General features: G+C 52.1%; 13 protein-coding genes and 2 pseudogenes. 8 read left to right on the forward strand and 7 right to left on the reverse strand.

Features of this window, described 5'->3' with window-relative positions:
- Window positions 1–175, reverse strand: a pseudogene (locus AC2A1E_RS23200) (EmrB/QacA family drug resistance transporter); the annotation flags it as partial.
- A 67-nt stretch (window positions 176–242) separates the two neighbouring features.
- On the opposite strand from AC2A1E_RS23200, the pseudogene AC2A1E_RS23205 reads away from it, so the two are divergent.
- Window positions 243–353: pseudogene (locus AC2A1E_RS23205) on the forward strand (IS6 family transposase); the annotation flags it as partial.
- Window positions 354–705: 352 nt separating this feature from the next.
- A complete protein-coding gene (gene sodC / locus AC2A1E_RS23210; protein WP_484385708.1) occupies window positions 706–1227 on the forward strand; it encodes a superoxide dismutase [Cu-Zn] SodC in 522 nt (173 codons plus the stop codon).
- 139 nt (window positions 1228–1366) lie between these two features.
- Here the strand turns inward: sodC and AC2A1E_RS23215 are convergent, their stop codons facing one another.
- From AC2A1E_RS23215 to AC2A1E_RS23225, 3 genes are read right to left on the reverse strand one after another with little or no spacing between them, the layout of a single operon-like run.
- Window positions 1367–3400, reverse strand: coding sequence for an FUSC family protein (locus AC2A1E_RS23215; RefSeq protein WP_484385709.1), 2034 nt, complete (start codon window positions 3398–3400; stop codon window positions 1367–1369).
- A 3-nt stretch (window positions 3401–3403) separates the two neighbouring features.
- A complete protein-coding gene (locus AC2A1E_RS23220; RefSeq protein ID WP_484385710.1) occupies window positions 3404–4276 on the reverse strand; it encodes an efflux RND transporter periplasmic adaptor subunit in 873 nt (290 codons plus the stop codon).
- Between the two features lie 3 nt (window positions 4277–4279).
- Complete coding sequence (locus AC2A1E_RS23225; protein ID WP_459398588.1) at window positions 4280–4516, reverse strand: DUF1656 domain-containing protein; 237 nt, start codon at window positions 4514–4516, stop codon at window positions 4280–4282.
- Between the two features lie 178 nt (window positions 4517–4694).
- Between AC2A1E_RS23225 and slyA the strand changes: the two genes are divergently transcribed.
- The gene (slyA, locus tag AC2A1E_RS23230; protein WP_484385711.1) at window positions 4695–5126 is read left to right on the forward strand and encodes a transcriptional regulator SlyA; all 432 of its coding nucleotides are present in this window, start codon (window positions 4695–4697) and stop codon (window positions 5124–5126) included.
- A 96-nt stretch (window positions 5127–5222) separates the two neighbouring features.
- Here slyA and AC2A1E_RS23235 read toward each other — a convergent pair whose 3' ends face one another.
- A complete protein-coding gene (locus AC2A1E_RS23235) occupies window positions 5223–5687 on the reverse strand; it encodes an outer membrane lipoprotein (RefSeq protein ID WP_484385712.1) in 465 nt (154 codons plus the stop codon).
- Window positions 5688–6045: 358 nt separating this feature from the next.
- Between AC2A1E_RS23235 and anmK the strand changes: the two genes are divergently transcribed.
- The 5 genes from anmK to pdxY all read left to right on the forward strand — a co-directional run bounded on the left by anmK (window position 6046) and on the right by pdxY (window position 10603).
- Complete coding sequence (gene anmK / locus AC2A1E_RS23240; protein ID WP_484385713.1) at window positions 6046–7167, forward strand: anhydro-N-acetylmuramic acid kinase; 1122 nt, start codon at window positions 6046–6048, stop codon at window positions 7165–7167.
- Between the two features lie 45 nt (window positions 7168–7212).
- Window positions 7213–7512, forward strand: a complete 300-nt coding sequence (locus tag AC2A1E_RS23245; protein ID WP_484385714.1) for an MliC family protein — start codon at window positions 7213–7215, stop codon at window positions 7510–7512.
- Window positions 7513–7576: 64 nt separating this feature from the next.
- On the forward strand, window positions 7577–8230 hold the full coding sequence (pdxH, locus tag AC2A1E_RS23250; protein ID WP_484385715.1) for a pyridoxamine 5'-phosphate oxidase: 654 nt from the start codon (window positions 7577–7579) through the stop codon (window positions 8228–8230).
- Window positions 8231–8371: 141 nt separating this feature from the next.
- A complete protein-coding gene (gene tyrS / locus AC2A1E_RS23255; protein WP_484385716.1) occupies window positions 8372–9646 on the forward strand; it encodes a tyrosine--tRNA ligase in 1275 nt (424 codons plus the stop codon).
- A 96-nt stretch (window positions 9647–9742) separates the two neighbouring features.
- Window positions 9743–10603 carry a pyridoxal kinase PdxY gene (gene pdxY, locus AC2A1E_RS23260; protein WP_484385717.1) on the forward strand — a complete coding sequence of 287 codons (861 nt, stop codon included), beginning with the start codon at window positions 9743–9745 and terminating at the stop codon, window positions 10601–10603.
- 34 nt (window positions 10604–10637) lie between these two features.
- Here pdxY and gstA read toward each other — a convergent pair whose 3' ends face one another.
- Together gstA and dapA are read right to left on the reverse strand one after the other, a co-directional pair.
- Window positions 10638–11243 carry a glutathione transferase GstA gene (gstA, locus tag AC2A1E_RS23265; RefSeq protein WP_484385718.1) on the reverse strand — a complete coding sequence of 202 codons (606 nt, stop codon included), beginning with the start codon at window positions 11241–11243 and terminating at the stop codon, window positions 10638–10640.
- A 115-nt stretch (window positions 11244–11358) separates the two neighbouring features.
- Window positions 11359–12228: a 4-hydroxy-tetrahydrodipicolinate synthase gene (gene dapA, locus AC2A1E_RS23270; RefSeq protein ID WP_484385719.1), complete on the reverse strand. Its 870-nt coding sequence runs from the start codon at window positions 12226–12228 to the stop codon at window positions 11359–11361.
- Between the last annotated feature and the right edge of the window lie 345 nt (window positions 12229–12573).

A 12573-nucleotide genomic window follows, 5' to 3' on the forward strand; every position in this document is an offset into this window, starting at 1 on the left:
GTAGGTAAGACGTTACTACCCAGGATAATTGCTCCAGCCCACCGAGCTCGCTGACGATAGTCGGTAGGGCGGTGGAAACAATAGTTTGGTCTAGCGCTGCCAGCAGCATCACCAGCATAAGCGCAGAGAACAGCAACGCTATAGAGGGTTTTTGTTCCATCACATCATTTTGCATTGGGCTTGTAGTCGCCATGAAAGATTACCTGACAAATAATTAACTACGTAACTAATGTTGAGGCAACACTTTTAATCTGGCAATAGAAACCAGAACGCGGATACGCAAAGGGCAACTTCATCATCCTGCTGGCAACGGATTGTCACCGGCAGAACAATTTTATCTGTTGGCAGTCTAACCAATAGACCCTCTCTGTTTTTCGCCTTCTCTTCGTTAATGCGACAGAGCTACGTGGCTTCACCGTTCCCCGGCAATCAACATGGCCTGGCTAAAATGGAGTGGTAATATGCAAAGCTACTTAGTTAAAATTAATGCGGTTAATTTTTTGTATTTATATTTAGATTTTAATATGCGCATTTATAAATTCCTTATTATTTAGGTTTATTTTTAATTCATTGAAAAGCATAAAATTATCAGATGAGCATTTAATTATAAAACTATATGATTCATTAAATTTAAAGGAAATTGAATAATTTCATATACCCTCTATACTGAGGACTCTGTTACAACTATCGCATGGAGGTTGATTGATGAAACGTTATTGGTGTGCAGCATTAGGCCTGATGGCCTGTGGTTTTGCACAAGCTGCTACGGTTGATGTTGAAATGAATCTGGTGACTGCTCAGGGAATTGGGCAGGACATTGGCAAAGTGACTATCAGTGAAACGCCTTACGGCCTGCTGTTTACCCCGCAGCTTAAGGCATTGCCTGGTGGGGTGCATGGTTTTCATGTACACGAAAAGGGCAGCTGTGAACCGGGGATGAAAGACGATAAAGCGGTAGCTGCTTTAGCGGCAGGTGGGCATTTTGACCCACAAAAGACCGGTAAACACCTTGGTCCATACGCTGATGGGCATCTGGGCGATCTGCCCGCCATCTACGTAACGAATGACGGCATGGCCAGCGATCAGGTTCTGGCACCACGCCTGAAAAAGATCAGTGAAATCGAGGGCAAAGCCCTGATGGTCCATGCAGGTGGTGATAACCATTCCGACCATCCGAAGCCGCTGGGTGGCGGGGGCGATCGGTTTGCCTGCGGTGTTATCAAGTAAATATACCCAAAATAATTCGAGTTGCTTGTAGGCGGCCAGTCCGAGAGTCGCCAGGAGCATAGATAACTATGTGACTGGGGCGAACGGACGCAGCCAACACCCAAGCAACTTGAAGTATGAAGGGTATAGGTCGCCCGCGTTAAGCTGTCGCGGGCGCAACTATTGTTGTCTCTGGCGGTGAAATCGCCTGTTTTAGCTGTTGCAGCGAGCAATATAACCGCCAAATCAACCCTGCCAAATCGCGCGCGGCCTGTTCGGGATGTTGCGCCAACACGTTGCTCATGCGCTGCAACTCTTGCAACGTAGCGTCCAGCGAACTGTGGTGTACCCCTTTCTCTGTCATAATCCCCTTCAGGCAATGAATACACACGTCACGTACGGCGGCAAGCGGATCCGAACGGGTTTGCCATCCACGCAATTGCCAGACGATGTGGCTACAGTTCAGTAGCACCACTCCCCAACGGAGCAGCCAAGTACGGGCTTCTTGATCCTGGCTTTGATTTAACTGACTGATACGGTGATAGATCCGAGACTCAAACTGGCTCTCGTCCTGCTGGGGCTTTCTGCTCAACTGATCGATAAAATCACGGCGCAATGCGCGAATAATACGCCGGCTTTTACGTTTGTCTGAACTGGGGCGCAGGATCTGGAATGCCAACCCGGCCAGCAATACCCCGACAATCTTGCTGATGCTATCGTTCATAAACAATTGGTAGTCGTAGCTGGGGGGATTGGTGACGGCGAGAAACGATCCCATAAACACGATCAACTGACCCCACAGCGGTGCGTAAGGAGGATGCTGTAGCTTCATCATCTGCATTGTCACCAGCACCGGAAACAGAAAGGCGCAGAATAGCCAGAAGTCATTGAGTTGAATCATCAGGCCAAACTTGATCAAAAAGCAAAAAACCGAAAGCAGAGAAACGGCTTTCAGCAGATTGGCGACGGATTTGGTCGGTGAAGGCGTGGATGAGTAGAGTACACAACTGATGGCGGTCATGGTCAGAGCTGCACTGCCAGAATCCCATTGGGTGCTGATCCAGAAAGCACAGCCGATCAGGATGCAAAGAAAGGTACGCAATCCGTTGTAGGCGGCTTCATAGCTATCGGTGTGGCGAGCCAGCGCGGTGACACGTGGTGGTTTGATCTCGCTGGCCGGTGTCGCACTCTCCAGCCGTTGTAACCAGCGGCTGCAACGCAGATAAAGCCAACAAAAATGCCGCAAGCGCAGGAAAAAAGCACGATGACGATAATCGGCCGGATCTTGTGGGGCAATAAGTTGCAGGATATGCGCCAAACGGTATTTATCGGTGTCGGGGCTGTGCAGTTCTTTCAGCAGCTGATCCAACACCGATGCCAGATTGGCCGGTTGATCCGGCCAGTTCAGCAGCATGCGCCGCAGGCTGGAAATCACGCTGGTAATGCGCAACTGCTGATGCAGCATGTAGTTGAGGATGTTGTTCTGCCGGCGTAGCCGGTAATGGCTCCAGAAAGCCTGAATGCGTAAGACGTTCATCGTCAGGATCTGGCCAATCACCCCTTCGTGTGAAGTGCGCATCCGCAGGCTGATTTCCGGTTGCCACAGCATGGCGGCATGTTCCAACAGCCGTAAATGCATCCGCCGCAGCGAGATCAGCAGGGCTTCGCCATCCGAGGTGCTGGGCAGGATCATCATCATCAAGCCACCGCATAAAATCCCGGTGATCACTTCACAGACACGCGCTTGGGCGATATCGAAGATTTCCAGCGTATCGGTAACGTCAACCGTGCTGAAGGCGATGATCGCTGCGGTATATCCAGCCAGCGCAAAGGCGTAGGAAACGTTGTTCTGGTAGTGGTTGGAAATGTAGGTACAGAACCCCAGCCAGGTGGCAATCGACAGCGTGAACAGCCAAGGGTCGTTCAGACAATGACCGGCAATCATCAAGGACGCCATTGCCCCCATCAGGCTGCCAAAAATCCGCCCGATACTCTTGCTGATGACGCCACCCACCGTAGGAAAACTGACCACGGCGGCGGAGGTCAGGGCCCAATAAGGTTCGTCGAGCTGCAAAACGAAGGCGATCCACAGCGCCAGACACATGGCCAGCGAGTTACGCAGCGCATAACGCCATTGCCCAGCGGTGGCCTTGCCCCAAGGCGTGCGGTTCCATTCAAGAAAAGGCAGATTCACCGATCAATCCCGAGTGTGGATCGAAATAGTACAGGTAGTGCCCGCCACCAACGTGACATCGTCCGGAACATTGAGCAGTTTTATCCGCACTGGCACCCGTTGCGCCAGACGTACCCAAGGTACGTTGGGTTTGACGTCCACTAACAAGCTGTTGTTATTATAGTTATTTTCAATATTTTGATCGTAAATCGCTCGGCCAATGCTCTCTACTTTACCTTGCAGGGGAATGTTGCCGTTATAGAGAACGATATCCGCTCTGCGGCCTTCTTTGATATGCCGCAGCTTGGTTTCTTCAAAATAGCCGAGCACATAGAATGAGTGAATATCCACCAGCGCCACCAGCGGAGTGCCTGCGGTGGCGTAGTTACCAACGCGTGCCTGTAGATTGGTGATATAGCCATTGGTCGGTGCATAAATTCTGGTTTTGCTTAAATTCCATTTAGCCTGTTCCAGGTTGGCCTGCGCGGCTTTATACGCAGCTTTCATGGCCTCAGCGGCTAAGTTAGATTCATCCAAATCTTCAGAGGAAATAACGTTATGCGGCAGGTTGCGGCGACGGGCGGCCTCGTGATCGGCTTTGGCCAGGTCTGATTGCGCTTTTGCCAGCGCGGCTTCGGCGTTGTCCAGGGCGATCTGATACGGGACGGGATCAATGCTGAAGATCAGGCTTCCCGCGGCGATGAACTGATTATCATGGACATTGATTTTTTCTAGCCGGCCAGAGACCTCAGGGGTGATATTAACCAGCTCGGCACGCACTTTTCCGTCACGCGTCCAGGGGGATTGCATGTAGTAATTCCATAGCCACCAGCCAGCACAAAGGGCAATGGCGCAGATAATAACCGTCGAAAAATATTTTAATGTCTTATGCTTCATGAGCTACCAACTCGCTAATATCCACAGAGATCCGCTGACGGCGATGACGAAAATGGACAGATCCATCAACATAGGGTGCCAGATTTCGCCAGAATAGAGCCAGTCCCGCAGCAGGTGGTGAACCAGCAGCCAGCATACCAACCCGAGCAGAAAAGCTTTAAATATCGGGGGAAAATAGAGTGAGGCACCAAGCACCAAATCGGGTAGGGGCGATGTAGCAGGGAACCAGGATGCATTCACAGTAACAATCCCTATGAGTGAATAGGATAAATATTTGCCTAGAGGATAACCAATAACTGATAAATTGGGTGGCTATTTTTACAATATCGATTATACATTTGTGTTTTTAATATGACTTACCCAAAATAGTCTACACTCTGGGGTGTAATATTAGCATGCTAATTATAAGGAGGGGGAAGTGGAGTCAACATTAGGTTCAGATTTAGCACGATTGGTTCGTGTTTGGCGTGCGCTCATCGACCATCGGCTCAAACCGCTGGAACTGACTCAAACACATTGGGTTACTTTGTACAATATCAACCGGTTACCGCCTGAGCAGTCGCAGATCCAACTCGCAAAAGCGATCGGCATTGAACAACCCTCTTTGGTCAGAACGCTGGATCAACTGGAGGATAAGGGGCTGATTACCCGTCATACTTGTGCAAATGATCGACGCGCAAAACGCATTAAGCTGACTGAAGCCGCAGAGCCGATTATCCAGGAAGTGGATAGCGTGATTACCGTGACAAGAGGTGAAATCCTCAGCGGTATCTCGGCAGATGAAGTACAGCTTTTGGTAACCTTGATTGACAAACTCGAACAAAACATCATTGAGCTGCAAGAAAAATAATAAATTCAGCGACTTCTTTGAACGTTTTTCACAGCATCAATACTAAAACCGGAGGGCCAGTGCCTCCGGTTTTACGTTCAGGAAAGTACTCTGCGATTACAGCGGAGAAACGGTAACGGTGCCGCCGTTTTGCGCCATACGGACACGTTGCCCAGGGCTGAACTGAGTGGAGCCCGTTCTCTGTACCACAACGATGTTTTCTTTGTTGTCGGTTCTGATTTCCAGTTCGACGCCATTGCTACGGGAAGCCACACTCCCTACGCTGTTACCCACCACACCACCGGCTACCGCGCCTGCTGCTGTTGCCAGCGTGCGACCAGTACCCCCACCAACGGTATTCCCCAACAGGCCACCCAGCACTGCACCACCGATAGCGCCGATGGTGTTCGCACTTTCACTGCCCTGGATTTGTACCGGGCGTACAGAAACTAAAGTACCAAAGGTGACGGTCTGTACACGCTTGGCATCAGAGGCCGAATAAACATCACCGGAGGTTGTAGGGTCTGCACAGCCCGCCAGCGTGATTCCGGCGAGAGCAATGACGAGAAGACGCTTGATCATATAAAACTCCTGCGGTTAGTAATCCCGATCTGGAAAATTTGCCCAAATCCGGCTTAATGAAAATGTTTCAACAAGTGTGGCTGAAAACGTGCGCTATCACCATGACTCGCTACGGCACACAGCTTAACTTTTCTCTGTTCAACCAATAATAAACGGTGGTTTAGCTTTATAACAGAGTAGGGGAAAAATAAGCGTAATTTTTTGTTGCGTTTATGCTGTTGTCCGTTGTCAGGATAAAATCAGCGCGTCGTTCACAGCGTGTAGAAAATGCATCATAATTCATGGCGTTAATGGTGTAACTCTGGTTTATTTAATGAGGTAGAAGGTTTCATCCTCGTAAAGGTAAAAGGATATTGCTATGAAGTCAGGCCGCTATATCGGTGTTATGTCGGGTACCAGTCTGGATGGTGTTGATGTGGTTCTTGCCGCCATTGACGAACGCATGGTGGCTCAGCAGGCCAGCTACAGCCATCCGATGCCGATTCAACTGAAGAAAGATATTCTGGGGATGTGCCAGGGGCAGCAGACCACGCTTTCGGCCGTCGGCCGGTTGGATGCTCAACTGGGGACCCTGTTTGGCGAAGCGGTGCTGGGCCTGCTGAAGCAAGCCGGTATACCGGCGCATGAAATCACCGCTATTGGCTGCCATGGGCAGACGGTATGGCATGAGCCAGAAGGCGAAATGCGCTTTTCCATGCAACTGGGTGACAACAACCGCGTGGCCGCGCTGACCAATATCACAACCGTAGGTGATTTCCGGCGGCGAGATATGGCCTATGGGGGGCAGGGCGCGCCATTGGTTCCAGCGTTTCATCAGGCGCTGCTGGCCCACCCTCAAGAGCGACGCATGGTGCTGAATATTGGTGGCATCGCCAATCTTTCGTTGCTGTTGCCTGGGGCTCCGGTGCGCGGCTTTGATACCGGGCCGGGTAATATGCTGATGGATGCCTGGGTATGGCGGCATCGTACACAACCTTATGACCAAGGTGGTCTCTGGGCGATGGAGGGGCACGTTTGCCTGCCACTGTTGCAGCAGATGCTGGCCGATCCTTATTTTGCTTTGCCTGCACCAAAAAGCACCGGGCGGGAATACTTCAACATCAGTTGGCTGGAGCAGCAACTGATTATGATGCCAGGCGTCAGCCCGGTGGACGTGATGGCAACGCTGGTGGAGCTGACGGCGACCAGCATCTGCGAGCAGGTGTTGCTGGCGGGCGGCTGTGAGCGGTTACTGGTGTGCGGCGGCGGTGCGCGTAATCCATTGCTGATGGCGAGGATGTCTGCCTTGTTGCCAGGTATTGAAGTGGCTTCTACCGACAGCTTCGGCGTCAGTGGCGACGCCATGGAAGCGCTGGCCTTTGCCTGGCTGGCTTTCAGGACGCTTTCCGGGCAGCCCGGCAATCTGCCTTCGGTGACCGGAGCCCGCTGCGAAACGCTGTTGGGTGGGATTTATCCGATTTTGCCATTGGGACACCAGTAGCTTTGTTAGGATAAGCAAAGGTTGAATATCCTAAGGAGCAACACCATGAAAAAAATCCTTATTGCCGCTGTGGTACTGCTGGTGGCGGGTTGTAGCCATATGGCACCGCAGAAGCAGGATCAGACGTTGCATTATCAATGTGGCACTACACCGCTGACCGTGGCGCTGAATGGTGAAGAGAACACCGCAAGCTTTCTGTTGGATGGTGAGCAACTGAAATTGAAGCGGGTGTCTGGATCCCAATACAGCGATGGCAAATACACTTTCTGGTCAAAAGGGCCCAATGCCGTGGTCGAACGCAACGGTAAAGTGATCATGAGTGACTGCATGCTCGCGTCAGATTGATTGTGATTCTGGTGTCGCAGGCGCAGAATGTAACGACGAATTCACCGGTGGGTTGATATCCTAGATGACTGATAATCATGAGTTTGATGTTGCGGACCTGCGCCGCGAATACACGCGTGGCGGCCTGCGCCGTAGCGATCTGACGGCTAATCCTCTAGAACTGTTCGAACGCTGGCTGAAACAGGCCTGTGAGGCGCGCCTGGCCGATCCTACCGCCATGTGTGTCGCTACGGTGGATGAGCAGGGCCAGCCTTTTCAGCGCATCGTGCTGCTCAAACATGTCGACGATAAAGGCTTGGTGTTCTATACCAACCTGGGGAGCCGTAAGGCACAGCAACTGGCGATAAACCCGCACATCAGCCTGCTGTTCCCGTGGCATATGCTTGATCGGCAAGTGACCTTCCTCGGCCAGGCTGAGCGATTGTCTACGCTGGAGGTGATGAAATATTTCAGCAGCCGTCCCAAAGATAGCCAGATTGGCGCCTGGGTTTCACAGCAGTCATCACGCATCTCCGCGCGTGGCGTACTGGAAAGCAAATTCCTCGAGCTGAAGCAAAAATTCCAACAGGGCGAAGTGCCGCTGCCCAGTTTTTGGGGCGGTTTTCGGGTCAAATTTGATTCTGTCGAATTCTGGCAGGGTGGCGAACACCGTCTCCATGACCGCTTTATCTATCAGCGGGACGGAAATGACTGGAAAATTGACCGACTGGCACCCTGACAGACGGAAAATCCCCCTTAAGCGCTGGCACTGATGCCGCTGGCGCTTTATTCTATGCGCTACCCCGAATTTTACTATTTTCGCCAATGGGCGAAGGCTGTGTACCGGCAAAGGTGCATTCGTTTATACATGGAGAAATTGATGGCTAGCATCAACCTGATTCAACAACTGCAAGAGCGGGGCCTGATAGCTCAGGTGACGGACGAGGAAGCGTTAGCAGAGCGGCTGGCGCAAGGGCCAATTGCCCTGTATTGCGGCTTCGATCCGACCGCTGATAGCTTGCATTTGGGCCATCTGGTGCCTCTGCTGTGCCTGAAGCGTTTCCAACTGGCCGGGCACAAGCCGGTAGCGTTGGTCGGCGGCGCAACCGGTATGATCGGCGATCCAAGCTTTAAAGCCGCTGAGCGTAAGCTGAACACCACGGAAACGGTCAACGAATGGGTCGAGAAAATCCGTAAACAGGTTTCCCCTTTCCTCGATTTTGATTGCGGCAGCAACAGCGCGATCGCGGCAAATAACTATGACTGGTTCGGCGGCATGAACGTGCTGAGCTTCCTGCGTGATATCGGTAAACATTTCTCGGTTAACCAGATGATCAACAAGGAAGCGGTGAAACAGCGGTTGAACCGCGATGATTCAGGTATCTCCTTCACCGAGTTCTCTTATAACCTGTTGCAGGGTTTTGACTTTGCCGAACTGTACAACCGCCATCAGGTGGAGTTGCAGATTGGTGGTTCTGACCAGTGGGGTAACATCACCTCGGGTATCGATCTCACCCGCCGCATGCATCAGAAACAGGTCTTTGGCCTGACCGTTCCTCTGATCACCAAGTCAGATGGTACCAAATTCGGTAAAACCGAAGGTGGCGCAGTCTGGCTGGCACCAGAGAAAACCAGCCCGTACAAATTCTACCAGTTCTGGATCAACACTGCGGATGCCGACGTTTATAGCTTCCTGAAATTCTTCACCTTCCTGAGTCTGGAAGAGATCAACGCGTTGGAAGAAGAAGACAAGAACAGCGGCAAAGCGCCGCGTGCTCAGTACGTGCTGGCGGAAGAAGTGACCGGTATGGTACACGGTGCTGAAGGGCTGGCGGCGGCGAAGCGCATTACCCAGAGCCTGTTCTCCGGTGCGCTGCACGAAATGACCGAAGCAGACTTTGCGCAATTGGCACAAGACGGCATGCCGTCCATCAAGCTGGAAAGCGATGCCGATCTGCAGCAGGCGCTGGTGAATGCTGAGCTGGTGCCATCGCGCGGGCAGGCTCGCACCATGATCGGCTCCAACGCGGTGACCATCAACGGTGAAAAACAATCCAATCCAGAATACCAGTTCACCGAAGGCGATCGTCTGTTTGGCCGTTACACGCTGCTGCGTCGCGGTAAAAAACACTACTGCCTGGTTGATTGGAAGTAATTCGCTATAAGTACCAAGGGGCCTTCAAGGCCCCTTTATTTTGACGGGTTCAGGGGCAGTTGCCCCTGTGGTGGTGTCTAGGGTCAGGTCGTTTTGATGAAAAATATTCTATCTATACAATCGCATGTGGTGTTTGGGCACGCAGGTAACAGCGCAGCAGAGTTTCCTATGCGCCGGATGGGGGTCAACGTCTGGCCGTTGAACACCGTGCAGTTTTCCAATCACACGCAATACGGCCAGTGGACCGGTTGCGTGATGCCAGCCAGTCATCTGACCGAAATTGTGCAGGGCATTACCGCTATCGATAAACTGAAAGAGTGTGATGCGGTGCTGAGTGGCTATATTGGTTCGCCGGAGCAGGGCAGCCACATTCTGGAGATTGTGCGGCAGGTGAAGCAGGCCAATCCCGATGCCTGGTATTTTTGCGATCCGGTCATGGGGCACCCGGAAAAAGGCTGCATTGTGGCACCGGGCGTTGCCGAGTTTTTTTGTCAACAGGCGCTTTCGTGTAGCGATATGATGGCACCAAACCTGCTGGAGCTGGAACTGCTGAGTGGACAGGAGATTAGCAGCGTGGAACAGGCGGTGAATGCTGCCCGTGAACTGATAGCCAAAGGCCCGAAAGTGGTGTTGGTGAAACACCTTAGCCGCGCCGGTTATGACACCGACTGTTTTGAAATGTTACTGGTGACAGCCGATGAAGCCTGGCATATCAGCCGCCCGTTGGTGGACTTTGGTGCGCGTCAGCCGGTGGGCGTGGGCGATCTGACCAGTGGTTTGTTACTGGTGAATCTGCTGCAAGGGGTGGCGTTGGATAAAGCGCTGGAGCACGTCACTGCGGCAGTCTATGAAGTGATGCTGATAACGCAGGCCATGGGTGAGTACGAATTACAGGTAGTGGCGGCGCAGGATCGTATTGTTACGCCGGATTGTAGCTTTAAGGCGGTAAAGCTGTAATGAAAATCCCCCGGCGATGCCGGGGGAGAGATGATTACTTCAGGCCTTCAGCACGTAACGTGGCTTCTACCGCAGGGCGAGCCGCGACACGTTCATAATAGGCTGCAAGATGAGCGTACTTTTTCACATCGAACTGCATATGGAATGCCCAACCCAGAATGGTAAACAGATAGGCATCCGCCACACTGAAGCGCTGCCCCAGCAGATAATGCTGCTTCTCTAGTACCGAATCCAGATAGCTGAATTGACTCTCAAGCTTTGCCCGTACCATGACTTTATATTCGTCCGGTGTTTGCGGGTTAAACAGCGGGCTGAAACCTTTGTGCAGTTCGGTTGAAACGTAGTTCAGCCATTCGATCGCGTGGTAGCGGGAAAGCGTTCCCGGCGCAGGGATCAGGTTACGATCCGGCACGCGGTCTGCCAGATATTGCACAATAGCTACGCCTTCGGTCAGGAGGCTACCGTCGTCAAGTACCAATGCCGGGACCTGTCCCTTTGGATTGATTGCCAGATAGTCGGCACCGCTTTCCGTTTTCTTCTGCGCCAAATCGACTTTTTCTGCCGTAAAATCTAACCCGGCTTCGCGCAGAATGATGTGCGGTGATAAGGAACAGGCGCCAGCTTTATAGAACAATTTCATCGAAAACTCCTTGATAGTGATGAGTGACGGGCATATCTAACTCTAACCTTTTATCCTAGTTCTCTGGCGCTAAAATTGCAGCGGTTTTGCCAAGAAAATTTAATTACTGCGGCGATTATTCTAACCGTAGCTGTTCCAACGTGCTGGCGATCTGCTGTTGCAGAGCCAGAGGTGCGGTTTGCATCGGTGAGCGCAATTCGTTGAGAATGAAACCCTGTTGGGCCAACGCGGCCTTCACCGGTGCTGGGCTTGGGAAACTGAACATTTGTTGGATCATGGGCAGCAATGTATAAAAATTACTGCGTGCTGCTGGCAGATCGCCTTGTGCCACTTGCTGGACCAACTTAACAAAACGCTCCGGGTAAATATGGGCCGACGCGCAGATGGCTCCGCTGCCACCCAAGCACAGCGTGGTCAGGATCAGATTGTCCTCGCCGGTCAGCACATCAATTTCACCGTCGTTAATCAGCGCCATCGTAGCATCCGGATTACCTCCGCAGTCTTTAATCGCCTTGATCTGCGGGTGACGGGCAAGCTGGCGCAGGGTTTCCAACTCACATCCAACGCCGGTGCGATAAGGCACGTTATAGAGGATCACCGGAACGCGGGAGGCATCGGCAAGGAGGGTAAAATACTCCACCAGGCCAGCCTGTGACGGGCGGATATAGTAAGGTGCCGGGATCAGCACACCAGCAATATCACGCTGCTGAATGGCCTGCTGCATTTGCAGCGTATTAACCAGATTATTACCTGAAAGCCCCATCACTACCTGGTTGGCTGGCACCACGTCCAATACGGCATCCAGCACGGCCAGTTGTTCCTCTTTGCTCAGGGCTGCTGCCTCACCGGTAGAACCGCACACCACCAACCCCGCGATGTCAGAGGCGATCAGGTGCTGCGCCAGTTTTTTCAGCGCCGGTAAATCGACGTAGTAATCTTTGAACGGGGTCACCAGCGCAACCCAAATGCCAGAAAATGAAGCCATACAACATTCCTTCTGCGTGACCGACAGAGAAGCCAGATGAGAGGGAGCAAGAGGGGGAACGCGTTGCACACCGTCCTGTCAGCTCATCTGACGGGACAGCACGCCCCGGTCAAATGAGCGACTGTTTCTTCGATTTAACCGCGAAGAACCCGGCAACGCTCAATGCAGAGAGTTGCGATGCGATCTGTTGGATTGCGTAGGTCATGGCGATCTCGTGAAGATAGGGGTGGGACGATGATGAGTATTTCTCATTAGACTGTCAATTTATAACAGATTGATAACATTGTTATTCATGATCGTCTGAGGCTGATGAGTTTGGCTAATAAGTAAAAACCCCGCCGTGGC

It is taken from the genome of Serratia sp. HNCC26DJ206 (genome assembly GCF_057180605.1).